Genomic DNA, 24,732 nt, shown 5'->3' with positions numbered 1-24,732 from the left:
TGCTTGAAATTTTGATGATGGTCCGTGTCTATGAAGTGATGTTTCACAAAGTGAAGATATGTATCAATCTTAGGTTATTTTAGGCTTTTCCAAAGCATATCTGTAGCTTACCTCTAGCATCAGATATACTAGGGGTAATATACCTTCCTTGCTTAAGCAGGCCCGCCTATGTCAAAAAACACACCAATGTCAGAAAACACGACAGCGACAACCACTGTTGATCCTTTTGCCGACCGAGAGTCGAAAAATTACGAAAACCCAGTACCAAGCCGTGAGTTCATTATTTCGTTTCTAACAGACGCGAATATTCCTATGAACCGCAATGATCTATTCGAAGCTTTGGGTTTGGCTGGAGAGGAACAATATGAAGGGCTGCGTCGTCGTTTACGTGCAATGGAACGTGATGGACAGCTTATCTTTACTCGTCGTCAGTGTTACGCATTGCCTGAGAAGATGGAATTGATTAAAGGCTTTGTGATTGGTCATAAAGATGGTCATGGTTGGGTACGCCCAGACGGCAGTGTTGGTAAAGATAACGATATCGTGCTGCCGCATCATCAGATGAAAACCATCATGCACGGTGATTACGTATTGGTTCAGCCTACTGACAACAGTAAGCGTGGTCGTCGTGAAGGCCGTTTGGTTCGTGTTCTTGAAGAGCGTAAAACGCCACTTGTTGGTCGCTTCTTCCTAGAGTACGGCCATTCTTATGTGGTTGCTGATGATTCGCGTATTAGTCACGACATCCAGATCCCAACTGAGCATAAAGGCGGTGCTCGAATGGGTAATGTGGTTGTGATTGAAATTACGGACCGTGGTGGTCGTTCTCGTAACATGATGGGTAAAGTGACCGAAGTTCTTGGTGAAAATATGGCTCCGGGTATGGAAACGCAGATCGCGATCCGTACTCACCAGATCCCACAAGAGTGGCCTGAAGCGGTAGATAAGCAAATCGTAAACCTAGGTGAACATGTTCCTGAAGAAGCAAAAGAAGGACGTGTTGATCTACGCAAACTCCCATTGGTTACTATCGATGGTGAAGATGCGCGAGACTTCGATGATGCGGTTTACTGTGAAGCGAAGAAAGGCGGCGGCTGGCGTCTATGGGTAGCGATTGCTGACGTAAGTTACTACGTTCGCCCAGAGACAGCTCTAGACAAAGAAGCGATTAACCGTGGTAACTCGGTATACTTCCCGTCACAAGTTGTCCCAATGCTGCCAGAAGTACTTTCAAATGGTTTGTGTTCATTGAACCCTCAAGTCGACCGTTTGTGTATGGTGTGTGAGATGACTATCTCAGACAAAGGTAAACTGTCAGGCTACAAGCACTACGAAGCAGTCATGAATTCTCATGCTCGTCTTACTTACAACAAAGTAGGCGCGATCTTAGATGGCAATGAAGAATTACGTGAGCGTTACGAACCAGAAGTACCACATCTTGAAGAGCTTCATAAGATGTACAAGGTGCTTAAGAAAACGCGTGACGAACGTGGTGCGATTGAATTTGAAACGGTAGAAACTAAGTTTATCTTCAATGCGGATCGTAAGATTGACCGTATTGAGCCGGTAATTCGTAACGATGCACACAAGATCATCGAAGAATGTATGATTCTTGCGAATATCGCTTCTGCATCTTACGTAGAAAAAGCGAAAGAGCCTGCGTTGTACCGTGTTCACGATACTCCGGGTGAAGAGCGCTTAATGGGCTTCAAGAGCTTCTTAAGTGAATTAGGTTTAACGCTGGAGGGTGGTCTGTCGCCATCTCCGGTAGACTACGCACAACTGATGCAACAGATTAACGAACGTGAAGACCGTGAGTTAATCCAAACTATGCTGCTGCGCTCAATGAAGCAAGCGGTATACAATGCGGATAACGCGGGTCACTTTGGTCTAGCTCTTAAGCGCTATGCTCACTTTACCTCGCCAATTCGTCGTTACCCAGATTTGCTATTGCACCGTGCGATTAAGTACCTTATTGCGAAAGAAGAAGGCCGTAACAGCGAGCGTTGGACGCCAACCGGTGGTTACCACTACACTTTCGATGATATGGACTTCTACGGCGAACAGTGTTCAATGACTGAGCGTCGTGCTGATGATGCTACGCGTGAAGTGAACGACTGGCTGAAATGTGAATACATGCAAGACCATGTTGGCGAAGTGATGGATGGCGTGATTGCCAACGTGACTGGCTTCGGTTTCTTCGTGCGTCTAACGGAACTGCACATCGATGGTCTGGTACATATTTCCGCGCTAGCGAATGACTACTACCAATTTGATGCTGTTGGTCAGCGTCTAGTGGGTGAAAGCTCAGGTAATATCTACCGCTTGGGTGATTCGGTTAAAGTGAAGGTTTCGGCAGTTAACTTAGAAACTCGTCAAATCGACTTTGATTTAGAAGACACAGATCGTCAGCCGCGTGGTAAAGGTAAAACAGCCAAGAAGCGTGCAGCAGAAGCGATGAAAAAGGCGAAAAGCAAGAAGCGTTCAGCGGTGAAGAGCAATAAGCCAGGCGTACCTGCAACGCCTTTAGTTGAACCAACTAAACGACCTGATGGAAGTAGCGAAGGTTCAGCTAAGAAGAAAAAGCCAGCGAATAAAACGGGTGCTGCTAAAGCTCGTGCGAAGAAAAAGCGCGCCGCAAGCCGTAAGCCAAAGGCTGATAAGTCTTAAGCTATCGTCATTACAGTGACGAGTAGGGCTTAAACGTCTAACGAATTTAAATGCGAGAGTATCAGGCGGAAGATGCATGCTCTCGAAATAAACAACACAGAGATGGGGTCATCGGGTTTGATGCCTTCATCTTTGAGCAATAAGAGTAACCAGAGACAATGAGTAACGAATTTATTTACGGTATTCACGCGGTGAAAGCCGTACTAGAAAAAGATCCAGCACGTTTTATCGAAGCGTATGTACTGAAAGGGCGTCAAGACGATCGCCTTCTTCCGTTGCTGAATCAATTGCAGCAATTTGGCGTGTCGATTCAACAAATGGGTCGTAAGCCGCTTGATGAAAAAGCACAAGGTGCGAATCACCAAGGTCTTATTGCTAAGGTGAAGCCTGCTAAGCAGCTTAATGAAACTCACCTAGACGATATCCTAGCGCAGCACGAACAGCCTCTGCTGTTGGTTCTAGACGGCGTAACAGACCCTCACAACCTAGGTGCTTGCTTACGTAATGCAGATGCCGCAGGTGTTGCTGCTGTTATCGTACCGAAAGACCGTTCTTCGCCGCTAACTGCAACGGTAAGTAAGGTTGCTTGTGGCGCAGCAGAAACGGTTCCTCTAGTACGTGTAACCAACCTCGCTCGTACAATGCGTGCACTGCAAGAACAGGGTGTATGGTTTGTGGGTACCGCAGGTGAAGCAACGCATGATATCTACCAAGCTAAGCTAACAGGCCCTCTTGCAGTAGTTATGGGCGCAGAAGGTGACGGTATGCGACGTCTAACGCGTGAAACCTGTGACGACCTGATTAAGATCCCAATGGCAGGTAGTGTGTCGAGCCTAAACGTTTCAGTAGCATCGGGCATCTGTCTGTTCGAAGCGGTACGTCAGCGTTTAGCTCAATAGCGTTAAGCTGAGTAAAAAGACAAAGTAACTTTAAGTCTATGAATTTATTAACGCTCACCACTTGCTGGTGGGCGTTTCTTTTTAGGCTGTTATAGCAAAACCCATCGGTTTGTCGGATGGCTAGATGGCGACAGAAAAACTGTTTCATTATTAGCCAAATACCGCTTGCCAATACCGGGTTCTTTCTATAATATTTGCCGTCCTTAAAACTCGGTCATTTTTCTTTAGTTCCTTGCTTCCCTTGGACGACCGAGCCTTTCGTGGAAGCTAATAATCCGTAAGGAGCAACCAAATGCGTCATTATGAAATCGTATTCATGGTTCACCCTGATCAAAGCGAGCAAGTTGCTGGCATGATCGAGCGTTACACTGGTTCAATCACTGAAGCTGGTGGTACTATCCACCGTCTAGAAGACTGGGGCCGCCGTCAAATGGCTTACCCAATCAACAAACTTCACAAAGCTCACTACGTTCTTATGAACGTTGAAGCTGGCCAAGAAGTGATGGACGAGCTAGAAACTGCTTTCCGTTTTAACGATGCAGTTCTACGTAACATGATCATGCGCACTAAAGGCGCTGTGACTGAGCAATCTATCATGCTTAAGCAAAAAGAAGAGCGTGCAGAGCGTGCTCCTCGTCGTGATGACCGTGAAGAACGTGCACCACGTCGTGAAGAAGAAGCTAAGCCAGAAGCTGCTGCTGAGTAATTCTTTTTTGGCCTTTTAGGTCATTAAATTTTATTCAACTCGTTTAGGTATTCTCACTACAAGCATTTGCTTAGACTTATTTATAAGTTCGTGTGAGTACCGCATTATTAAATTTAGATCAGGAGATAGCCCATGGCTCGTTTCTTCCGTCGTCGTAAATTCTGCCGTTTTACTGCAGAAGGCGTACAAGAGATTGACTACAAAGACGTAGCAACTCTAAAAAACTACATCACTGAAGCTGGTAAAATTGTACCTAGCCGTATCACTGGTACAAGTGCTAAATACCAACGTCAGCTAGCTCGCGCTATCAAGCGTTCTCGTTACCTAGCACTACTACCGTACACTGACAAGCATCAGTAATCGGTAATAGTTAATAATAGTTTAAGAGGACTAAGATAATGCAAGTTATTCTACTTGATAAGATCGGTAACCTAGGTGGCCTTGGCGACCAAGTAAACGTTAAATCTGGTTACGCTCGTAACTTCCTTATCCCACAGGGTAAAGCAGTTATGGCAACTAAAGACAACGTTGCTATGTTCGAAACTCGTCGTGCAGAACTAGAAGCTAAAGTTGCTGAGCAACTAGCTGCTTCAGAAGCTCGCGCTGAGAGCGTTAACACTCTAGAAGGCGTTACAATCGCTTCTAAAGCTGGTGACGAAGGTAAACTATTCGGTTCTATCGGTACTCGTGACATCGCTGACGCTATTACAGCGGCAGGTGTTGCAGTAGCTAAGAGCGAAGTACGCCTACCTGAAGGCGCTCTACGTAACATCGGCGAATTCGAAGTAAGCATCCAACTTCACTCTGAAGTTTTTGCTACTGCGAAAATCGCTATCGTTGCAGCTGAGTAATTTCAGTACCAAGACGAATTCTTTCTTTTGAAAGTTTTAAACACCAGCTTCGGCTGGTGTTTTTTTATGTCTGCAATATGAGTTTTAAGCTCTTTGGAACAGTGACGATTGCAGGAATAGAAAGCACTAGAGAGGAGGGGACTTACATAGTAAAAAACGAGGGTGTTTTTTATCGATACACCGTTATACCAGCTTTCAAATTTAGAATTGAAAAAGTAGATTTACAGACAGTACGGAATCTTCTTTGTTCAACCCTTCAGGTACCTTGTCGTGGTACTGTCGAGAGTGAGCAATTTTTAGTGCGATATTGTCGGTAATATCGTTGATGGCTTCTAATTCAGTATCAAATTTTAGGTTGCTGTGGCCAGACACCAACGTCACATCGGCTTTGAGTTTCAAATTTTTCAATACCTGCCATGATGTATTTACATTGCCACGGAAAATCGCTTCTTCAACGATTTCTGGGAAGATGATGTCATCGTCGTCTAATTCATCGAGATTAGGCTCTTGGTAACGAAAACCCGGCCCAACTTCGACTTCCAACACAAACTCTTCTGTATTCGAAAACTGATAACCTAGACCGCTAGAAACGGTGTAGTCCTTAAAATAAGCACTGTATCGTGAATCAACACCTTTGAAGCTGCCGTAAAGGTAGGTTTTAGGACTTAACTTGTAGTCACTCTGAGCTGAGTAAGTCGATTGCCTTTTATCTTCTTCACCATCTTTGTAGAGATTGTAGTATTTCCATTCGCCACTGGTTCTATGACGACCAGCCGTGTACTCACCGTTCAGGCGTGCATTAAGCGAGCGCGAATCAGAATTACCAGTATGCGACTGATATCCAAATTCGACTTCAGTATTCAGTGGGTTCGGCAGCTCTGAATCACTCGGTACGATATCCAACTCTTTTTCTTCAAGTGTCGGTGCAACGACGATCGGCTCAGCTGTAGTTTCTGGTACTACTATAGAGTCGAGAATAGAATCAACAGAGGTATTAGCATCAACAGAGGCTTTAGCATCATCCGCTAAGGCCAACGGAGTGCTCAGGAGGCCGATGCTTAGAAGACTAGAGCTTAGAAGACCAGAACTCAGAGCCAATAATTTGGACACGCATACCTCAGTTATACAGTGAATGAATGGAAGGATCGTAATGCTACCTTTGGTTAATTCCGTCAGCAATAGGTAAATTCTTGCTGAAGAATAAAACAAACTCATAGGATCGGATTACAAACGGATGTTCTTGGGTATAATGAACGATCATTATTAGTTATTGAGTGTAGTCATAGTGGATACCAAAAGTCAGAAATCAGCCAACGATCAGGTGGACGCCATCAAGGTCCCGCCACATTCATTAGAAGCTGAGCAATCTGTTATTGGCGGTTTGTTATTGGATAACGAACGCTGGGATACGGTGGCCGAAAAGGTTGTGGCCAAAGACTTTTATAGCCGTCCTCACCGTCTGATCTTTGAAGCGGTAAAGGATATCCTTGAAGAAAGCTCTCCTCTGGATCTTATTACACTCTCTGAACATTTAGAGCTGCGTGAGCAACTTGAAGAAGTGGGTGGCTTTGCTTACCTTGCTGACCTAGCGAAAAACACCCCAAGTGCGGCAAACATCAATGCCTATGCTGATATCGTGGCACAACGTGCATTGGTGCGTAGCCTGATTGGTGTGGCAAATGAAATTGCCGATTCTGGTTATGACCCTCAAGGTCGTACATCGGAAGAACTTGTTGATCTTGCTGAGAGTAAAGTTTTCGCGATTGCCGAAGGCCGAGCAAGTGAAAATGAAGGTCCACAAAACGTTGATAGCATTCTAGAGAAGACGCTAGAACGTATCGAAATCTTATATAAATCGCCACAAGATGGTGTGACAGGTGTCGATACGGGTTTCAACGACCTCAATAAGAAAACGGCAGGCCTTCAGGGTTCTGACTTAATCATTGTTGCTGCGCGTCCATCGATGGGTAAAACCACGTTTGCGATGAACCTATGTGAAAACGCAGCGATGAAGCAAGACAAGCCAGTGTTAATCTTCTCGCTAGAGATGCCAGCTGAACAGCTGATGATGCGTATGCTTGCATCACTTTCTCGTGTCGACCAAACCAAGATTCGTACGGGTCAATTGGATGATGAAGATTGGGCTCGTATTTCATCGAGTATGGGTATTCTTATGGATAAGAAGAATATGTATATCGATGATAGCTCGGGTCTAACACCAACCGAGGTTCGTTCGCGTGCTCGACGTATCGCGCGTGAGCATGATGGTATCTCTATGATCATGATAGATTACCTTCAATTGATGCGTGTACCTTCATTGTCTGAAAACCGTACCTTAGAGATTGCCGAAATTTCTCGTTCCCTAAAAGCCCTTGCGAAAGAGCTGAATGTGCCGGTTGTTGCACTTTCTCAGCTTAACCGTTCCCTAGAGCAACGTGCAGATAAGCGCCCAGTAAACTCGGATTTGCGTGAATCAGGTTCGATCGAGCAAGATGCCGACTTAATCATGTTTATCTATCGTGATGAGGTTTATAACCCAGATAGTTCATTGAAAGGCATCGCTGAGATCATCCTTGGTAAGCAACGTAACGGTCCGATCGGTTCGGTTCGTCTTACGTTCCAAGGTCAACACTCCCGATTTGATAACTATGCAGGTCCTGCATTTGATGATGAGTAATCACTAATGACTTACATGAAAGCAGCGACGGCGAGTATTGACTTAAACGCGCTTGAACATAACCTGAACCAGATAAAGTCAAAGGCTCCTCATTGCAAGGTAATGTCTGTTGTGAAAGCCAATGGCTACGGACACGGCTTACTGCATATAGCCAAGCATTCAAAAAGCTCTGATGCTTTTGGTGTGGCGCGTATTGAAGAAGCATTACAGCTTCGTGCTGGTGGCATTGTTAAACCTATTTTGTTGCTAGAAGGGTTTTACTCTTCGGGCGATTTGCCAATCTTGGTGACCAATAACATCCAAACTGTGGTGCACTGTGAAGAGCAATTAAGTGCGCTAGAGAATGCGGAATTAGAAACACCTGTCGTGGTTTGGCTAAAAGTCGACAGTGGTATGCATCGCCTAGGTGCTCGTCCTGAGCAATACCAAAACTTTGTTGAGCGCTTACATCAATGTGCGAATGTCGCTAAACCTCTGCGCTACATGAGCCACTTCGGTTGTGCTGATGAACTTGATAGAGCAACCACCGTTGAACAGACCGAGCTTTTCTTATCGCTCACCGACGGTTGTGAAGGTGAGCGTTCACTTGCTGCTTCTGCAGGTCTACTGGCTTGGCCAGACAGCCACCTTGACTGGGTTCGCCCGGGAATTATCTCTTACGGTGTTTCTCCTTTTGCTGATAAATCAGCGCAAGATCTCGGCTTTTATCCTGTAATGACTTTGACCTCGCACCTGATAGCCGTTCGTGATGTTAAAGCGGGTGAAAGTGTTGGCTATGGCGGTAACTGGACCAGTGAGCGAGATACCAAGGTTGGTGTGATCGCGATAGGTTATGGTGATGGTTATCCTCGCACTGCTCCTAACGGCACTCCAGTGTTCGTTAACGGCCGAAAAGTACCGATCGCAGGACGTGTATCAATGGACATGCTAACGGTTGACCTTGGCCCTGATGCGGCTGATAAAGTCGGTGATGAAGCAACATTATGGGGTAAAGATTTACCTTCAGAAGAAGTCGCAGAACATATCGGCACTATCGCTTACGAGCTGGTCACTAAGCTGACTTCGCGTGTTGCGATGGAGTACGTGAAGTAGCTAATGTGAAGTAACTAAATGTGAAGTAACTATGGATCCTATAAGTAAATGATGTTCATACGAACGACTCGACACTGGTTAATGTCTGCAATGGCATTACTCGGTGTTAGCTTCTCTTCTTCTGTTCTAAGCGAAGAAAAAGATTCAGCCTTTGTTCCTTTCTATTTTAGTACTGAAACCATGGGTAATACCTTTGGGGTTGCTGGTGTCGCAAAGGGTGTTTGGCAACCTCAAGCCGCTCTGTTTGGAATGGCGCTTTATTCAGATAAAGACAGCTACGTCGGTTTCTTGTCAGCCTTTAACTTCGCACTGTCTGAGAACGTATTGTTCAGTACTCAGATGTACCAAGCTCGCTTTAACGAAAACCCGTATTACATTGGCTCTCAAGGCGATAACGATTCATCCATTGATGATAAAACCATTGCCGACGGCTTAGAAGAAAACTATCAGGTTGAATTTAAGTATCTGCTGCCTTGGGGCAATGTTGCAGAGCATGGCTTACTCGGCGCGTTTCAACCCATCAAAGATGTGAGCTTTGCTTCCCCATTAGAGTCAGGTGTCAGTTCGATTGTCTTTACGCCTTTCTACACGGCTCGTGAGCTAGAAGGCTTAAACAATAGCGAACAAGCGACAGGTTTTAGTTTGGCGTTTGATTGGGATAACCGTGATAGCACACGCAACCCAACCAAGGGGTCTCATACCAATCTTGAGTTTACTACCGGCGCTGAAAGTTGGTCTAACGATGACTTATGGCTGAAGTGGACATTCCAAAACAGTCAGTATTTTGCATTGGGTCCTTTGGGGAGCTTGTTCGATCAACAAGTCGTGGCATTTGATGTCTATACCGCTGACACACCTACGTGGGGCAAATGTTCAGGGCAAGATTGTGCTCGTCCACCGGAAACAGAGCAGGCTCGACTCGGTGGCTTATATCGCTTAAGAGGTTATACCGGAGGCCGTTACCACGGTCGTTCTGCTATTCACTACTCTGCGGAATATCGAGTGCTTCCTGATTGGCAACCACTGGGCGATATCCCACTTATTAACTACTACGATTTGCCTTGGTGGCAGTGGGTGGCCTTTGCTGAAGTCGGGCGTGTTGCTGATGAGTACGATATCAAAACACTGCACACAGACATGAAATGGAGCCTAGGCGGCGCAGTTCGTTTCCAGGTTGAAGGCATTGTTGTACGTGCTGAATTAGCGCGAGGCGGTGATGAAGGGACCTTTAGGGTTATGATAAACCAGCCTTTCTAATTCTGGTTTTACCAACTCGACTCTCTTATATTTTTAAAGGGTGACACATAACTGTGTCACCCTTTTTGTTTTCTACCATTATGTTTGTTAAGCGGTATTTCATTGTTGATGACGTAACGTTACTCACCTTGAATGGTCGCAATAACGGTACGGCTTCCACCACAATCTCGGTGTTCACCTAAGTAAATGCCCTGCCATGTCCCCAAAGCTAGACGACCATTGGTAATCGGAATTGTCACACTGGTACCAAGTGTCGATGCTTTAATGTGAGCGGGCATATCATCATCACCTTCGTAGGTGTGCTTGTAGTAGGGTGCTCGTTCGGGCACAAACTTATTAAAGTGTGATTCCATATCGGTGCGGACAGTAGGGTCTGCGTTCTCATTTAGCGTAAGGCTAGCAGAAGTATGCTGAATGAATAGATGTAATAAACCAACAGACAGTGAATGGATATCGGATATCTGTTGTTCAATTTCATCAGTGATGAGATGAAATCCACGTTTTTGTGCGTGTAGGTGTATCGTCTTCTGAATCCACATACGCCATCCTCTATAATGTATTTGGAAAAAAAGTGGTTTAACGCTATCTTTTGAACTTGAATTTATCAGCTTTCGCTCACATTTAATGATGTGAGCGCTAGAGTCAGTACCGATTCTTCTATCAGGAAATCTAATTCTGATTTATCTCAAGGTACCGCTCTTCATATGCGGCATAATACGTCGTGAAAAAAAATTACAAAGAATCTTTCAGTGGTGATGCGATTTGGTCATCATAGAAAAATATAAACTTTCGCCTAATCGGGGGTTCTATTCATCACTTTGGTGACGTCTAGAATAAAACCTACAGTAACATCGGGATAGATACCATGTTGAAAAATATCAACCCAACGCAAACACAAGCGTGGAAAGCTCTAACTGCACATTTTGAGTCTGCTCAAGATATGGATATGAAAGAGCTATTTGCTCAAGATGCAAAGCGTTTCGAGAGCTTTTCTACTCGTTTCGGTTCAGACATCTTAGTGGATTACTCTAAGAACCTTATCGACGCTGAAACGATGCAGCACCTATTTGCTCTTGCGAACGAGACTGAAGTTAAGTCTGCAATCGAAGCAATGTTCGGCGGTGATGCAATCAACAAGACTGAAGGTCGTTCAGTTCTTCACACTGCGTTACGTAACCGTAGCGACAAGCCAGTAATGGTTGATGGCAAAGACGTAATGCCAGCAGTGAACGCAGTACTAGCAAAAATGGAACTGTTCACACACCGTATCGTTTCTGGTGAGTGGAAAGGTTACACAGGTAAAGAGATCACTGATGTTGTCAACATCGGTATCGGCGGTTCAGACCTTGGTCCATACATGGTAACTGAAGCACTTACGCCATACAAAACTCGCCTAAACATGCACTTTGTTTCTAACGTAGACGGCACTCACATCGTTGAGACACTTAAGCCTCTTAACCCAGAAACAACACTGTTCCTAGTGGCATCTAAGACATTTACCACTCAAGAAACAATGACGAACGCACACTCTGCGCGTGATTGGTTCTTGGCTGAAGCGGGCGACTCAGCACACGTTGCTAAGCACTTCGCAGCACTATCAACAAATGCGGCTTCAGTTGCTGAGTTTGGTATTGATACTGACAACATGTTCGAATTCTGGGATTGGGTAGGCGGTCGTTACTCACTATGGTCAGCGATCGGTCTTTCTATCTCACTATCTATTGGCTTCGATAACTTCGCTGAGCTACTCGATGGCGCACACGAGATGGATAACCACTTTGCTTCAACGGAGTTTGAAAGCAACATTCCAGTGATCCTTGCGTTAATTGGTGTTTGGTACAACAACTTCCACGGCGCTGAGTCAGAAGCAATTCTACCTTACGATCAATACATGCACCGTTTTGCTGCTTACTTCCAGCAAGGTAACATGGAATCTAACGGTAAATTCGTTGACCGTGAAGGTAACCCAGTAGAATACCAAACAGGCCCTATCATCTGGGGTGAACCTGGTACAAACGGTCAGCACGCGTTCTACCAACTGATTCACCAAGGCACTAAGCTGATCCCATCAGACTTCATTGCTCCGGCTATCAGCCACAACCCAGCATCTGATCACCACCAGAAGCTAATGTCTAACTTCTTTGCTCAAACTGAAGCGCTAGCTTTCGGTAAGACAAAAGAGACAGTAGAAGCTGAATTCCTAGCGGCTGGCAAAACAGCTGAAGAAGTTGCTGAGCTAGTACCTTTCAAAGTATTTGAAGGTAACCGCCCAACGAACTCTATTCTTGTTAAGCAAATTAACCCTCGCTCTTTAGGTAACCTAATCGCGATGTACGAGCACAAGATCTTCGTTCAAGGCGTTATCTGGAACATCTTCAGCTTCGACCAATGGGGCGTAGAACTTGGTAAGCAACTAGCAAACCAAATTCTTCCAGAGCTTGCAGACGATGCACAAGTAACGTCTCACGACAGCTCTACTAACGGTCTAATCAACGCATTTAAAGCGCTGAAAGCTTAAGACTGTTTAAGCAATACCAAGTAATAACTGTAAACGCCAACCTTTCGGTTTAATGCCGTTCGGATAAGCATTACTGCTTGAATCTGAACGGATATTTGGCTGGGACAAAGAGGACTGAACGTGGAAACGTTCGGTCCTTTCTTTTATCTGGAAGAATGAAGTGACTCAAACTTTCTCTCATCCTTTTCAGTTTTACAGGTAAAGTTCCGTCTGGACTTAAAGCTAACCAACGTAATTGCGCATCAATAAGGTTAATTGCGGCGGTAAAACTGACCCTAGTCGCTCGAACCCCGGCTTCTGAAGCTATCTTAACCATCTCTAATCGCACTAAGTTATAGGCAAGTAATACGCCCCAAAGCTCTTGCTTCACACCGGCAGAAAAACGACTTCGTAAAGTGACGTGACTTTGAAGTTGAGTCTGTTTAATTTCACCATAACCCTCTTCAATCTCCCAGCGTTGCCAATAAATACGCAGCCGGCTTTCTAGCGAGTATTTGCTAGGGTCTGTAAGTGAAGTAATAAAACCTTTTATCTCACCTTTTGGCTCTTGATATAGGACTAATCTGGCTTCCCAACGTGCGGGTAGATTCGGATTCTGCCGTTGAGCTTGAGGAGAGATAGGCATTGAGATAAGCATGTCGTTCTCCGCATATTTCTCCAACACTTCATAGCGTAGTTTACGTTTTGCAGGCATTAACCAGTGGGCATTTTCAGCACTCTCTTGCCAGGACAGTAAAAGGTCTGCCGAGAAATAACAACGATCAAATAAGGTCAATGAGTGTGCGGGGATGTCATTGAATAGGCGCTTAGCTAAGGTCGTTTCACCGACATGACAACCATCAAAAGCCGCCCCCATAATCATTCGAGTTTCTGTTGACATCAAAGCGACTAAACGAAGTTGAGGGTAAGGTTTCAATTTTTTGGAGATGAACCCAAATTCTTCAGCGTTCTCTGGGGAATCTTGGCACCGAAATGTTGTTCCATCGACAGCAAGAACATTAAGTTCTAAGTCTTTGTCTTGTTGAAGGATATCTCCGTTCCAAGCCTTTACCGTTGTGTGAAACAGAGCCGCTAACGGACTCTCATCTAGACGTCGGCGTGAATCAGTTAGGACACTGGGTGCAACACGAGACCAGCTATCTTCAGGTTTAGGCTGAAGTGCAATGTCTAATGAACTGCATACCTCTTTGATAGACATGTTGCGTTGCAGCCCCATCCAAATAACTAACCAGACAGCTTGCTGAGCGGGAAGTCGGCGTCGTCTTATGCTCGCTTTATTGGTTTCAAGAAGAGCTTGTTCTATCCACTCAATCTGAATGGCGTCGACGACAGATTCATAATTGTCGGCATCTTCAATGGTCTCGTGTGCCATTGCTAATTCTTGTTCAAGCATAAAAAATCCCCATCAACGTTGTTGATGGGGATTATCTGCTAACTGCAAGATCGTTCAAGTCTTCTTAAACGATCGGCATTAAACCTTTCGGTTGGCGTTTTTTATGTCCGTTGATTTTACGGCAATAAAAAAGGCTGACGTATGTACGTCAGCCTTTCGCTTTTTATTTACTCGATTGTCTCTATTCGAAACAGATCTCGATGAAAGCATTACCCCACTGAGATGAGAAAGGCATGATGATGATTGCGCCTTCACACTTGTGACGAATAGTATGGCCTTTACCTGAAACCACGATTGGCGTTGCCATATCGAAGTCAAAGCCGCTTTCTGCAAGAATACGCTTTGCGCCACCGGTTACCATGTTAGTGATTTCACCCACCATGTCGGTCACTTCTTCGTTCAAACCGTTTGGTCGCTCACCTAGCATGTTTTCCATGATTTCTAGAGCAAGCCCTTCATCAAAGGTGATCGACATTGAGCCACGAGACTGTGTACCAACCATACCAATTAGGCCGGACACATCACCACGAGCGATTTCATCTTTCTTCACTCTTGGTTTCTGAGGCTTTAATTCTAGAGATGCCATCGTTTTTAGTACGTTCATCAAAGAAGCTAAAAACGGGTTTACAAATTCAGCGCGCATAATGTTCTTCTATAATATTATTCTTTCATTTCGGAGGAGCAAGTTTGGCAAATGCCATGTGATTCAATGACATGGTTGGTCAACTTGAATCCATGCTGCTCGGCGTTACTCGCGAGTAGGGCGACAAGCGCATCGTTTTGTAATTCTATCACAGTGCCACATTTATCGCAGATCAGTAATTGGGAAAAATGCGTGTTGGCATTGCAAGAGCAGCAGCATATAAAGCTATTCGTTGACTCAACTCGGTGAATGAACCCTTGCTCTAACAAAAAATCCAAAGCGCGATAAACTGTAGGAGGCTTGGCTTGCGGTTCACTGACTTTCAATTGCTCTAATAATTCATAAGCACTGGAGGCTTTTTTATTAGATAGGATAAGCTCAAACACTCGCTTTCTTTGGGGTGTTAGCCTAACACCTCGCGATACGCATATCCCTTCAACTTGCTCTATTAATGTGTGGTCCAAATTTTTCACCGTTCAATCAAACATCCCCATTCAGCCCCTATTGCTAGGTAACCTTGTTTGAGGAGACATTGATTTTATTAAAGTCAGGTACAGAGCGTATTGTGACCTACGACTTTGAATAAGACAAGGTAACTCAAAACGACAGTGTGACTCAAGGCATAACTGATTAATCGAGCTGAATTAGAGATCTGGTGAATGAGTTTGAAAAATCAAGTGCAACAATGTGCTTATTGGGCGGAAGTTCTCAATCGACATTGGCTTGTCATCGGCTAAAAAGGGTTTAGCGTTACTTGGCGCAGGAGCGGTTTTGATCTCTGGTCATCAAGAACTTATCACCGCTAGCGTATCGGCAGATGGTGTTCAATTCGGTGGCATTATTGGCGCAAGTGCTCCAATAGTATTTGGCCTATGGGAAACCCTACGCAGTGAGTTCAAGTAATGGCGAGTATCAAACAATAATAGTTGCCGTTGTTAGTGCCTTGTCTAGCGGGGTGGGTGTAGGTATTACACTTAAAACTGATGTTAAGTGGTTGCGTTTGATGATGGAAAAGATGGATGAGAGATTAATTCGGCTTGAAAGAACAAAATAAAGTTTGAACTTCAACATGATTACAAGCATGAAAAAGCGACCTTATTATAGGTCGCTTATCTGAGAAGTTAATTAAGCTTATGAATTTAGAAGTTTTTTCTTCAAACTGTTCTCATATTGCTTCAAAGAGTAGATAAACATATTAGGTTGTTCTTTTGAGCGGATCATCCCCGCTTTTATATAGAACTCTTCTCGCCCTTCTCTGGCATGAAGAAATAATGCGTATACACCTACATCTCTTGAGGAAAGGAATGCTTGACGGATTGCTCGACCAAGAAGCCACTTGCCTAGACCCTGCCCTTGAACAGACTTACATACTGCTATTTTACTTAGCAGTATGCAAGGAACTGAACTATAGGGGAATTTACGTCTTTCTTTGTTTGATATGTGTTTCTTTTCAAACGAACTGCTAGCTAAAGTGAAATAACCGACAACTCTTTTCGGTTGTCCTTCTTCGCCTTGTGTGACACATAGGTGCGGGATTGAAACCCTTCGTTCGTGTTCTTTAGCTAAGTTCTTCGTTAAATATTCATTTAACGAACACACACCACAATCAAATTGCGTAAAATCATACGTTGTTTCAGGATCAAAGCGTTCGACTTCTAATTTTTGATCTTTACCGTCCAAGTTTCCTCCAATGACATTCCGATAATTTCTTGCATCAGCTCTGTAGGGTCTGCAGGGTTTTCTAACGCTTCCATGACAGAATCCCATTGCTTTGCTTGTATTTGTAACCTTTTTCTCTCGCTAATAACTTCTTGAGCTCGAGCTACTGTTGTTTCTGATACAAATTTACTAACTGTAGTATTTGAAAGTAGCGCTGCTTCTTCTAAAGCGCTTTTTTCACTTTCAGATAGGCGAAATTCAACTCTCTCTTTTTTTAATGCACTCATCTTTTACTCCTTGCGCCTTAACACGCAGCGGAAACTCCAACTATATGTATATACCTAAATGGAATATTATTTATTTGGTTAACTATTTTATGAATAAAATTTTGTACGGTCAATCTCCGTACAAAATGGATTCTCGTCTGCATAGGATAAAAAGTCAACTAATTTGTACGTTATTTTACCGTAAGATAACAAAGTGAAATCAACCTTACTTTAGATGTTTTGTATGTAATTTATGCGGAAACAGCTGAGTGTAAACCTGCCATAAGATATTTAAATTCCTATGCCCGGTCACTTGAGCTACCTCTTCAAAAGAGTAGCCGCTCTCAAACAACCGACTTGCACCCTTTCTTCTTAAGTCGTGATACCTCAAGTCCTCAATACCTAATTCATTTCTCGCTCGCTGAAAGCCTGCACTAACACTGTGCGAGTTGTACGGGAAAATAAGTTCGTCTTTGTTCCTGAATGTTTTCGATTCCCTGTGTATAATCGCCCAATTATTTTTGACTACAATGTCCACTGTGAAGCGTGTTTCACCGCTTTTAAGTGTTCTTTTTAATGCTAGGTGCCTTCGTTCCACTCCATCAATACGTACTATAGGCGTAGTGAGTGGGTGAGCTTGCGGCTGAACTAGCGAGTTTCTGTATATAAATGCAGTGTATAGATTTTGAGTAACGCTTTATGAAACCTGACAATACCAGTAAATACGCGGCTAACCGCTTATCCGTTGCACCCATGTTGGATTGGACTGACCGCCACTGTCGTTACTTTCACCGTTTGCTCTCTCAGCAGACGCTTCTGTACACGGAAATGGTCACAACTGGTGCGATCTTACATGGTAAGGGCGACTTTCTAGAGTATAACGAGCAAGAACACCCATTAGCACTTCAACTTGGTGGTTCAAACCCGGTTGACTTGGCGGCTTGTGCCAAGCTTGCTGGTGAGCGTGGCTACGATGAAGTAAACCTCAATGTAGGTTGCCCTTCAGACCGAGTTCAGAATGGGCGCTTTGGTGCTTGCCTAATGGCTGAGCCTGAGCTGGTGGCTGATTGTGTGTCGGCGATGAGAGAAGTCACAGATATTCCAATTACCGTGAAAACGCGTATTGGTATCGACGACCAAGACTCTTACGAGTTTCTGACTAAGTTTGTTTCAACGGTGTCTGAAAAGGGCGGTTGTGAGCAATTTACTATTCATGCACGTAAAGCGTGGTTGAGTGGCCTTAGCCCGAAAGAGAACCGAGAGATTCCACCGCTAGATTACGATCGTGCATACCAAATCAAGAAAGATTTCTCTGATCTTGTGATTGCCGTGAATGGTGGCGTTACTACTCTTGAGCAAACTAAAGAGCACTTGCAACACCTTGATGGTGTGATGATCGGTCGTGAGGCTTACCATAGCCCGTTTATCTTGGCTGAAGTTGATCAGCAGATCTTTGGTTTAGACACACCAATTAAGAAGCGCTCACAAGTGGTTGAAGAAATGTACCCGTACATTGAGCGTGAGCTTTCAAATGGTGCAAGCTTAGGACACATCTCTCGTCATATGCTGGGTTTGTTCCAAAGTATGCCGGGTGCAAGACAATGGCGTCGTTACATCAGTGAAAACGCACATAAGAAAGGCGCGGGTATTGAGGTGATACAGGCAGCATTGGCTAAGATCCCTAAAGAGCTAAACGTCTAAACACCCTCAAGGTTAAAGCAAAAGCCAAAGCTAAGAGTTAGAAGTTAGAAGCTTAAGGCTTAAAGAACAAGGTTAAATTCGCCATTAGAGGCTAAATTTACCATTGTGAGTTTTCGAAAAGCCACGCATGAAGATGCGTGGCTTTTTATTTGCCTGATAAATAAGGAGTTTATGGTTGTAGCTAACTTGGTATGGAAGCTGCAATGTTAGAAAGTAGGAAAGATAGGTCATGAACTCATTAGGGAGACCATTATGTTTGAATTAATCTTTGTTCTTATTTTCGTCGCAACTTTACTCGTTACTGGTATTACGTTTATGACGGTACTCGCGGCAACCGGAATCGCGTTAGCGGTCATGCTGGTCTTAGGTATGATGGGCGTTGTGTTTAAACTGCTGCCTTGGCTGATCGTGATTGCAGTGGGTGTGTGGTTTTTCAAAAACTATGTACACAGCTCTAGCCAAAGACGTTATTAAGGCCATCGTGTCGTCAAATCTTTACTCGTCAGCGGTTTATCGTTTTAGAATTTAAGATGTGTGGTAGAATTTTCCCCAATAATCTATGAATGTGCATACAATTAGCACAACGATATGGAATTGGAGCTATCTCAAATGAATAAAATGCCATTAATTGCTTTAGTGGGAATGCTATCTTTAAGCTCGGCAGTGTCCGCTGAAGAAGAGTTTTCTTACACGACTAAGATCGGTGCTGATATGTGGTGGGGAAATACAAAGCTGAATGAAGCTAGGTCGAGTGACTCAAACTCACCTTCGTTGTATTTCGCATTTGAGCATAATGCCCCTAAGCTGCCAAATGCGAGTTTCCGCTACTCTACTGTTGATACAACATTGTTAGCGTTTGATAAGTATGACTACACGTTCTACTACACAATGTTGGATCACAAGTTGATGAACTTCGATGCGGGTGTGACATTTACTCAGTATGCGAACTCACATTACAAAGATCCGTACAGTTCGAAAACGACAAGTTTTGATGAGTTTACTTGGAGCTTCTACGGTAACGCAGAAATCAATGTCCCTAATACTCACCTTGATATCATTGGTACGATGGAATTTGGTGATAGCAACGGTATTAAGAGTACCGATTTGATGGCGGGTGTTCAGTACCGTATTCCAGTGGCAGATACTGAAATAGCACTTCGTGGTGGCTATCGTGTGATTGACCTTGATTCGGACAAATTCTTCTCTTCAGAGCTGAATAAACCTCTTGAGACGGACAAAGAACCTGATCCTTTGGATGACCCAAAGCCAGGGCCACCTAAATCGTTTGTTATGGTTGATGGTTGGTTTGCTGGCGTAGAAGTACGCTTTTAGGCAATTAAAACGAATCTAGAACGACATTTAAGAACGTCACTTTATTAAGTGGCGTTTTTTTATATCTATTGGTTATACCCAAGCATCTTGAAGTTACTTGGGTATATACTTTTCTGGAATTAGTTAGCACATTCATCACTTTCGACCATCCTTAATACAGAGATCTAATTAGCGTCTATTCTTATAAGGTCTATGTTGTGAGGTCAAAGCAAGGGATGGAATATGACACTCAATGAATTACGAAATTTATATCGAGAAAATCTGTTGGTTGAAGCGATCATAGAGCCCTCAATTCAAGAGGGGTCTTGGGTTGTGGAGTTTCGCCATATGGGCGGTGGCTTTGTTTTGCTTACTGATGTTCATGGTGAAGAGTGTCATTACGCGGATTTAGACCTAGCATCTAAGTCGGCAATGGCGGTTGGCTTTCAACAAGTTCGTATTGAAAACCAGTAACTCAATTGACGTTTCAATCGGTTTTTACTTCCAAAAAGTTATAAAACATACTTTTCTATTCTTTCTTGTTATTAAAAGGAGTGGTTAATCTATCGTCACGCAATGATTAGGGATGTCGTGACCATGTCTTTAAATAAGAAAGAGTCTTCACAAAATAATAATGCACAGTCTGGGGCAAATGAGTTACCTGGGCTAGCAGCACCACTTAATGACCAACAATTGGGTCATCTTCAGCAAACTGTTTCTGAATTATCTTCTCAGCAACTGGCATGGGTCAGTGGTTACCTTTGGGGTGTGAGCCAAACTCAGCCTGTGGGTGCCGCCGCGCCAATCGCTCAAGCAGCCGCTGCAGTAGCCGCAAAACCTGCGGGTAAGCTCAGCATTATCTTCGCATCCCAAACCGGTAATGCGAAAGGTGTCGCCGAATCGCTTGAGGCAGAAGCGAAAGCCTTGGGGATTGCTGTCGAGCTTTTCGATGCAAGTGATTATAAAGGTAAGAACCTAGCCAAAGAGACACACGTCATTTTTGTGGCTTCAACCAATGGTGAGGGTGAAGCCCCTGATAACGCTATTGAGTTGCATGAATTCCTTCAATCGAAGAAAGCGCCAAAATTATCAAACCTACAATACGGTGTGATCGGTTTAGGTGACTCAAGCTATGAGTTCTTCTGCCAAACGGCTAAAGACTTCGATAACTTCCTCGCTAAGCTTGGTGCTAAATCGTTTGTTGATCGTCTTGATTGTGATGTTGATTACGAAGAGTCAGCAACGGAATGGCGAGCTAAAGCATTAGAGCAAGTAAAAGAGACGCTATCGACAGGCACTGAAGCCGATGTAGTTCAGTTGCCCGTTGGTCAAGCGGCTGCCGGTCATTCGCAATACACCAAACAAAACCCATACACCGCGACACTATTAACGAGCCAAAAGATCACCGGTCGTGATTCGGGCAAAGATGTTCGTCATATCGAGATTGATCTTGATGAGTCAGGTATTACTTACCAACCGGGTGATGCGCTAGGCGTATGGTTTGAAAACAGTTCAGAACTCGCAAATCAGATTCTTTCTAAAGTTGGATTGTCTGGTATCGAGAGTGTCGATGTCGATGGTGACAACTTGTCTGTGCATAGCGCACTCGTCAGCAAATTCGAGATTACCTCTTCAAACCCTCAGCTTGTGACTAAGTTTGCTGAGCTATCGGGCAGCAAGAAGTTAATTAAGCTGGTGGAAGATAAAGACAAGCTTCGTGAATACGCGGGTAATACTCAAGTTGTTGATGTTTTAGCTGAGAAGAAGACCAAGCTATCGGCTGATGAATTGATTGGCCTACTACGTAAGTTAACTCCACGTCTCTACTCTATTGCGTCAAGCCAAGCAGAAGTAGATGAAGAAGTTCACTTAACGGTTGGTCTGGTTGAATACCAAAAGGGCGATGAATCTCGTCTGGGTGGTGCTTCAAGTTTCTTAGCTCAGCGCTTGGAAGAAGGTGGTGAGGTGAAGGTGTTTGTTGAGAACAACAATAACTTCAAACTACCACAAGACGACAATACACCAATCATTATGGTTGGGCCGGGTACCGGTATCGCACCTTTCCGCAGTTTTGTTCAAGAGCGTGAAAACAATGACGCTGAAGGCAAAAGCTGGCTGTTCTTTGGTGACCGAACTTTCACTCAAGATTTCTTATATCAAGTTGAATGGCAGAAGTATCTTAAATCTGGTGCGCTAACCAAGCTTGATGTTGCCTTTAGTCGTGACCAAAAAGAAAAGGTTTATGTTCAAGATCGCTTAATCGAACAAGCAGCTCAGGTTTGGCAATGGCTTCAAGAGGGCGCGTACCTCTATGTATGTGGCGATGCGACTCGAATGGCGAAAGATGTTCATGAAGCGCTAGTTACAATTGCGGAAAAACATGGCAATCAGAGCCGCGAGCAAGCTGAACAATATATTAATGATTTACGTAAAGCGAAACGTTACCAAAGGGATGTGTACTAATGAGCAAGCAAGTAATAGAGCAAGAAGTGCTAGGTCAAGTACTGGGACCTTTGGCTGACAATGAACGTCTGAAGCGTGAAAGTAAAAACCTTCGCGGTACGATTGAACAAGATCTTCAAGACCGTATCACTGGTGGTTTTACCGCAGATAACTTTCAGTTGATCCGCTTCCACGGTATGTACCAACAAGACGACCGTGATATTCGTAATGAACGTACCAAGCAAAAGCTAGAACCTTTACATAACGTAATGCTTCGTGCGCGTATGCCTGGCGGCATCATCACTCCTAAGCAATGGTTAGCGATTGATAAATTCGCAGATGAAAGCACCTCTTATGGTTCTATCCGTCTAACAACGCGTCAAACCTTCCAGTTCCATGGTGTATTGAAGCCGAACATTAAGTTAATGCACCAAACGCTAAACAGTATTGGTATAGATTCAATCGCTACTGCGGGTGACGTAAACCGAAATGTTTTGTGTACGACAAACCCGGTTGAGTCTGAGCTTCACCAAGAAGCTTACGAGTGGGCGAAAAAGATCAGTGAACACCTATTACCTAAGACTCGTGCTTATGCTGAGATCTGGTTAGATGGTGAAAAGCTAGCAACAACGGATGAAGAACCTATCTTAGGTAGTAACTACTTACCACGTAAGTTCAAGACGACGGTTGTAATTCCTCCGCAAAATGACGTAGATGTCCATGCTAACGATCTTAACTTTATCGCGATTGCTAAAGACGGAAAGCTGATGGGCTTTAACGTATTAGTGGGCGGTGGCCTTGCAATGACGCACGGCGATACTTCTACTTATGCACGTAAAGCTGATGATTTCGGTTTTGTGCCATTAGAGAAAACGTTAGATGTAGCGGCAGCTGTTGTGACGACACAACGTGACTGGGGCAACCGTTCGAACCGTAAGAATGCCAAAACCAAATACACACTAGACCGTGTTGGTATTGATGTATTCAAAGCAGAAGTAGAAAAACGTGCAGGCGTTGAGTTTGCTGAAAGTCGTCCTTATGAGTTTACTGGCCGTGGCGACCGTATCGGTTGGGCGGAAGGCATTGATGGTAAGCACCACTTAGCGTTATTCATCGAAAATGGTCGTTTACTTGATTTTCCGGGTAAAGCGCTGAAAACAGGTGTTGCTGAAATAGCGAAGATCCACAAAGGTGACTTCCGCATGACAGCGAACCAAAATCTCATTGTTGCAGGTGTACCTAAGAGCCAAAAGGCACAAATTGAAAAGCTGGCACGTCAATACGGTCTGATGGATGATGCCGTTTCAGAACAGCGCAAGAACTCAATGGCGTGTGTGGCATTCCCAACATGTCCGTTAGCAATGGCAGAAGCCGAACGTTTTCTTCCTGAGTTTGTAACGGATGTTGAAGACATTCTGAAGAAACACGGTTTACCAGAAGAAGATAATATCATCCTTCGTATTACAGGCTGTCCAAACGGCTGTGGTCGTGCAATGTTGGCTGAACTGGGTTTAGTCGGTAAGGCGCCAGGGCGTTACAACATGCACTTAGGTGGCAACAAAGCCGGAACTCGTATTCCTAAGATGTATAAAGAGAACATCACGTCAGCTCAGATTTTAGAAGAGATTGATTCGCTGGTGGGGCGTTGGGCTACGGAACGTTCGGAAAATGAAGGGTTCGGTGATTTTACAATCCGAGCTGGAATCATCGAAGAGGTGATCATTTCAAAGAGGGATCTGCATGCATAATTCTGTCGCTTCAAAATTGAAGTTAGCAGAGCTACTCGCATTGACTAAGACGGAGCAGATACTTCGTCTTGGACAAATTAATGCTGAGTTAGAACAGCTATCTGCATTAGAAAGAGTGAAGTGGGCTCTAGAAAACTTAGAAGGAACACATGTGGTGTCTTCTAGTTTCGGAATTCAAGCAGCATTGATGCTGCACTTAGTGACTCAAGCCAAACCCGATATTCCAGTTATTCTGACAGACACCGGGTACCTATTCCCAGAAACGTATCGCTTTATAGATGAGTTAAGTCAGAAGTTGACTCTAAACCTTCAAGTCTTTCGCGCACAACAGAGCTCTAATTGGCAAGAAGCGCAATATGGTAAACTTTGGGATCAAGGTATAGAAGGGATAGAGAAGTACAACAAACTCAATAAAGTTGAACCGATGAGAAGAGCGCTGGATGAACTAGAGGCTGGCACTTGGTTTTCAGGGTTGCGAAGAGAGCAATCTCAATCGCGCGCAAACTTGCCGATCTTATCTATCCAAAATGGTGTGTTTAAGTTCTTGCCAGTAATAGATTGGACAAATAAAGATGTTCACTATTACTTGGAAGAGCATGGCCTTAGTTACCACCCACTTCGCGAACAGGGGTACCTTTCTGTTGGAGATACTCATACGACTAAGAAATGGGAACCGGGTATGACTGAAGAAGAAACCCGTTTCAATGGTCTGAAACGAGAATGTGGCCTCCATGAAGACGATGGAGAGCAATATGGTTCTGGGATTTAGACTCATTGCCATTTAAAAAGCTGCCTTAAGGCAGCTTTTTTAGTTTCTAGGGGATAAAATTAAAGCGATTGTGGATAAGTCTGTGGTTATTATGTTGGTACTTTGTAGTTAAACTTGCATAAATAAGGCT

At 44.1% G+C, this 24,732-nt stretch carries 25 protein-coding genes; 17 read left to right on the top strand and 8 right to left on the bottom strand.

The features are described from left to right. Positions 1-168 precede the first annotated feature (168 nt). The 5 genes from rnr to rplI all read left to right on the top strand — a co-directional run bounded on the left by rnr (position 169) and on the right by rplI (position 5,126). Positions 169-2,670 carry a ribonuclease R gene (gene rnr, locus K08M4_RS13480; RefSeq protein ID WP_086050181.1) on the top strand — a complete coding sequence of 834 codons (2,502 nt, stop codon included), beginning with the start codon at positions 169-171 and terminating at the stop codon, positions 2,668-2,670. 158 nt (positions 2,671-2,828) lie between these two features. Further along, positions 2,829-3,569 carry a 23S rRNA (guanosine(2251)-2'-O)-methyltransferase RlmB gene (gene rlmB, locus K08M4_RS13475; protein ID WP_009847889.1) on the top strand — a complete coding sequence of 247 codons (741 nt, stop codon included), beginning with the start codon at positions 2,829-2,831 and terminating at the stop codon, positions 3,567-3,569. A 292-nt stretch (positions 3,570-3,861) separates the two neighbouring features. Further along, positions 3,862-4,275, top strand: a complete 414-nt coding sequence (rpsF, locus tag K08M4_RS13470; protein WP_004735855.1) for a 30S ribosomal protein S6 — start codon at positions 3,862-3,864, stop codon at positions 4,273-4,275. A gap of 132 nt (positions 4,276-4,407) precedes the next feature. Further along, positions 4,408-4,635 (top strand): 30S ribosomal protein S18, encoded by a 228-nt coding sequence (gene rpsR / locus K08M4_RS13465; RefSeq protein ID WP_000090472.1) that lies wholly within the window; start codon positions 4,408-4,410, stop codon positions 4,633-4,635. A gap of 38 nt (positions 4,636-4,673) precedes the next feature. Continuing rightward, the gene (rplI, locus tag K08M4_RS13460) at positions 4,674-5,126 is read left to right on the top strand and encodes a 50S ribosomal protein L9 (RefSeq protein WP_009847890.1); all 453 of its coding nucleotides are present in this window, start codon (positions 4,674-4,676) and stop codon (positions 5,124-5,126) included. Between the two features lie 201 nt (positions 5,127-5,327). Here the strand turns inward: rplI and K08M4_RS13455 are convergent, their stop codons facing one another. Beyond that, on the bottom strand, positions 5,328-6,236 hold the full coding sequence (locus K08M4_RS13455) for a DUF481 domain-containing protein (protein ID WP_086050180.1): 909 nt from the start codon (positions 6,234-6,236) through the stop codon (positions 5,328-5,330). A 175-nt stretch (positions 6,237-6,411) separates the two neighbouring features. Between K08M4_RS13455 and K08M4_RS13450 the strand changes: the two genes are divergently transcribed. The 3 genes from K08M4_RS13450 to K08M4_RS13440 are packed head-to-tail and all read left to right on the top strand — an operon-like array spanning position 6,412 to position 10,152. Next, entirely contained in the window at positions 6,412-7,803 is a 1,392-nt protein-coding gene (locus K08M4_RS13450; RefSeq protein ID WP_198299295.1) for a replicative DNA helicase, read from the top strand. 6 nt (positions 7,804-7,809) lie between these two features. Next, the gene (alr, locus tag K08M4_RS13445; RefSeq protein WP_017097257.1) at positions 7,810-8,895 is read left to right on the top strand and encodes an alanine racemase; all 1,086 of its coding nucleotides are present in this window, start codon (positions 7,810-7,812) and stop codon (positions 8,893-8,895) included. A 51-nt stretch (positions 8,896-8,946) separates the two neighbouring features. Continuing rightward, positions 8,947-10,152: a BamA/TamA family outer membrane protein gene (locus tag K08M4_RS13440; RefSeq protein WP_086050441.1), complete on the top strand. Its 1,206-nt coding sequence runs from the start codon at positions 8,947-8,949 to the stop codon at positions 10,150-10,152. Positions 10,153-10,271: 119 nt separating this feature from the next. Here the strand turns inward: K08M4_RS13440 and K08M4_RS13435 are convergent, their stop codons facing one another. Then, positions 10,272-10,691, bottom strand: coding sequence for a secondary thiamine-phosphate synthase enzyme YjbQ (locus tag K08M4_RS13435; protein WP_009847895.1), 420 nt, complete (start codon positions 10,689-10,691; stop codon positions 10,272-10,274). A gap of 326 nt (positions 10,692-11,017) precedes the next feature. On the opposite strand from K08M4_RS13435, the gene pgi reads away from it, so the two are divergent. Further along, positions 11,018-12,670, top strand: a complete 1,653-nt coding sequence (pgi, locus tag K08M4_RS13430) for a glucose-6-phosphate isomerase (RefSeq protein ID WP_009847896.1) — start codon at positions 11,018-11,020, stop codon at positions 12,668-12,670. Positions 12,671-12,740: 70 nt separating this feature from the next. Here the strand turns inward: pgi and K08M4_RS13425 are convergent, their stop codons facing one another. The 3 genes from K08M4_RS13425 to zur all read right to left on the bottom strand — a co-directional run bounded on the left by K08M4_RS13425 (position 12,741) and on the right by zur (position 15,179). After that, positions 12,741-14,063 (bottom strand): IS4-like element ISVbsp1 family transposase, encoded by a 1,323-nt coding sequence (locus tag K08M4_RS13425; RefSeq protein ID WP_086050179.1) that lies wholly within the window; start codon positions 14,061-14,063, stop codon positions 12,741-12,743. A gap of 181 nt (positions 14,064-14,244) precedes the next feature. Further along, positions 14,245-14,706, bottom strand: a complete 462-nt coding sequence (locus K08M4_RS13420) for a chemotaxis protein CheX (RefSeq protein WP_009847897.1) — start codon at positions 14,704-14,706, stop codon at positions 14,245-14,247. Positions 14,707-14,723: 17 nt separating this feature from the next. Further along, positions 14,724-15,179 carry a zinc uptake transcriptional repressor Zur gene (zur, locus tag K08M4_RS13415; protein WP_086050178.1) on the bottom strand — a complete coding sequence of 152 codons (456 nt, stop codon included), beginning with the start codon at positions 15,177-15,179 and terminating at the stop codon, positions 14,724-14,726. A gap of 250 nt (positions 15,180-15,429) precedes the next feature. Between zur and K08M4_RS13410 the strand changes: the two genes are divergently transcribed. Continuing rightward, entirely contained in the window at positions 15,430-15,609 is a 180-nt protein-coding gene (locus tag K08M4_RS13410; protein ID WP_086050440.1) for a hypothetical protein, read from the top strand. Positions 15,610-15,837: 228 nt separating this feature from the next. Here K08M4_RS13410 and K08M4_RS13405 read toward each other — a convergent pair whose 3' ends face one another. From K08M4_RS13405 to K08M4_RS13395, 3 genes are all read right to left on the bottom strand, one after another. Continuing rightward, positions 15,838-16,386: a GNAT family N-acetyltransferase gene (locus K08M4_RS13405; protein ID WP_086050177.1), complete on the bottom strand. Its 549-nt coding sequence runs from the start codon at positions 16,384-16,386 to the stop codon at positions 15,838-15,840. Beyond that, on the bottom strand, positions 16,362-16,652 hold the full coding sequence (locus K08M4_RS13400) for a type II toxin-antitoxin system TacA family antitoxin (RefSeq protein ID WP_086050176.1): 291 nt from the start codon (positions 16,650-16,652) through the stop codon (positions 16,362-16,364). Before K08M4_RS13400 ends, K08M4_RS13405 begins: the two co-directional genes overlap by 25 nt. A 205-nt stretch (positions 16,653-16,857) precedes the next feature. After that, positions 16,858-17,169, bottom strand: coding sequence for a tyrosine-type recombinase/integrase (locus tag K08M4_RS13395; protein ID WP_086050175.1), 312 nt, complete (start codon positions 17,167-17,169; stop codon positions 16,858-16,860). Positions 17,170-17,330: 161 nt separating this feature from the next. Here K08M4_RS13395 and dusA point away from each other — a divergent pair, with 161 nt between their 5' ends. From dusA to K08M4_RS13360, 7 genes are all read left to right on the top strand, one after another. Then, on the top strand, positions 17,331-18,332 hold the full coding sequence (dusA, locus tag K08M4_RS13390) for a tRNA dihydrouridine(20/20a) synthase DusA (protein WP_086050174.1): 1,002 nt from the start codon (positions 17,331-17,333) through the stop codon (positions 18,330-18,332). A gap of 252 nt (positions 18,333-18,584) precedes the next feature. After that, a complete protein-coding gene (gene pspG, locus K08M4_RS13385) occupies positions 18,585-18,806 on the top strand; it encodes an envelope stress response protein PspG (RefSeq protein ID WP_086050173.1) in 222 nt (73 codons plus the stop codon). Between the two features lie 135 nt (positions 18,807-18,941). Further along, positions 18,942-19,664 (top strand): TIGR04219 family outer membrane beta-barrel protein, encoded by a 723-nt coding sequence (locus K08M4_RS13380; protein ID WP_086050172.1) that lies wholly within the window; start codon positions 18,942-18,944, stop codon positions 19,662-19,664. 222 nt (positions 19,665-19,886) lie between these two features. After that, complete coding sequence (locus K08M4_RS13375; protein WP_004735813.1) at positions 19,887-20,117, top strand: hypothetical protein; 231 nt, start codon at positions 19,887-19,889, stop codon at positions 20,115-20,117. Between the two features lie 123 nt (positions 20,118-20,240). Next, the gene (locus tag K08M4_RS13370; protein ID WP_086050439.1) at positions 20,241-22,106 is read left to right on the top strand and encodes an assimilatory sulfite reductase (NADPH) flavoprotein subunit; all 1,866 of its coding nucleotides are present in this window, start codon (positions 20,241-20,243) and stop codon (positions 22,104-22,106) included. Further along, a complete protein-coding gene (gene cysI / locus K08M4_RS13365) occupies positions 22,106-23,833 on the top strand; it encodes an assimilatory sulfite reductase (NADPH) hemoprotein subunit (protein WP_086050171.1) in 1,728 nt (575 codons plus the stop codon). Before K08M4_RS13370 ends, cysI begins: the two co-directional genes overlap by 1 nt. Continuing rightward, complete coding sequence (locus K08M4_RS13360; RefSeq protein WP_086050170.1) at positions 23,826-24,602, top strand: phosphoadenylyl-sulfate reductase; 777 nt, start codon at positions 23,826-23,828, stop codon at positions 24,600-24,602. The genes cysI and K08M4_RS13360 overlap by 8 nt, the downstream gene beginning before the upstream one ends. Positions 24,603-24,732 lie beyond the last annotated feature (130 nt).

The sequence above is a fragment of the Vibrio syngnathi genome, from assembly GCF_002119525.1.
GTDB classification, from domain to species: domain Bacteria; phylum Pseudomonadota; class Gammaproteobacteria; order Enterobacterales; family Vibrionaceae; genus Vibrio; species Vibrio syngnathi.
This window is presented reverse-complemented; position numbering and strand designations above follow the sequence as displayed.

Coding starts and splice junctions, on each gene's coding strand:
- alr (WP_017097257.1), top strand. CDS start 7,810: ATGACTTACATGAAAGCAGCGACGGCGAGTATTGACTTAAACGCGCTT.
- cysI (WP_086050171.1), top strand. CDS start 22,106: ATGAGCAAGCAAGTAATAGAGCAAGAAGTGCTAGGTCAAGTACTGGGA.
- K08M4_RS13400 (WP_086050176.1), bottom strand. CDS start 16,652: ATGAGTGCATTAAAAAAAGAGAGAGTTGAATTTCGCCTATCTGAAAGT.
- K08M4_RS13425 (WP_086050179.1), bottom strand. CDS start 14,063: ATGCTTGAACAAGAATTAGCAATGGCACACGAGACCATTGAAGATGCC.
- pgi (WP_009847896.1), top strand. CDS start 11,018: ATGTTGAAAAATATCAACCCAACGCAAACACAAGCGTGGAAAGCTCTA.
- pspG (WP_086050173.1), top strand. CDS start 18,585: ATGTTTGAATTAATCTTTGTTCTTATTTTCGTCGCAACTTTACTCGTT.
- rnr (WP_086050181.1), top strand. CDS start 169: ATGTCAAAAAACACACCAATGTCAGAAAACACGACAGCGACAACCACT.
- rpsF (WP_004735855.1), top strand. CDS start 3,862: ATGCGTCATTATGAAATCGTATTCATGGTTCACCCTGATCAAAGCGAG.
- K08M4_RS13380 (WP_086050172.1), top strand. CDS start 18,942: ATGAATAAAATGCCATTAATTGCTTTAGTGGGAATGCTATCTTTAAGC.
- K08M4_RS13440 (WP_086050441.1), top strand. CDS start 8,947: ATGTTCATACGAACGACTCGACACTGGTTAATGTCTGCAATGGCATTA.
- K08M4_RS13375 (WP_004735813.1), top strand. CDS start 19,887: ATGACACTCAATGAATTACGAAATTTATATCGAGAAAATCTGTTGGTT.
- K08M4_RS13420 (WP_009847897.1), bottom strand. CDS start 14,706: ATGCGCGCTGAATTTGTAAACCCGTTTTTAGCTTCTTTGATGAACGTA.
- K08M4_RS13370 (WP_086050439.1), top strand. CDS start 20,241: ATGTCTTTAAATAAGAAAGAGTCTTCACAAAATAATAATGCACAGTCT.
- K08M4_RS13435 (WP_009847895.1), bottom strand. CDS start 10,691: ATGTGGATTCAGAAGACGATACACCTACACGCACAAAAACGTGGATTT.
- dusA (WP_086050174.1), top strand. CDS start 17,331: ATGAAACCTGACAATACCAGTAAATACGCGGCTAACCGCTTATCCGTT.
- rpsR (WP_000090472.1), top strand. CDS start 4,408: ATGGCTCGTTTCTTCCGTCGTCGTAAATTCTGCCGTTTTACTGCAGAA.
- rplI (WP_009847890.1), top strand. CDS start 4,674: ATGCAAGTTATTCTACTTGATAAGATCGGTAACCTAGGTGGCCTTGGC.
- rlmB (WP_009847889.1), top strand. CDS start 2,829: ATGAGTAACGAATTTATTTACGGTATTCACGCGGTGAAAGCCGTACTA.
- K08M4_RS13360 (WP_086050170.1), top strand. CDS start 23,826: ATGCATAATTCTGTCGCTTCAAAATTGAAGTTAGCAGAGCTACTCGCA.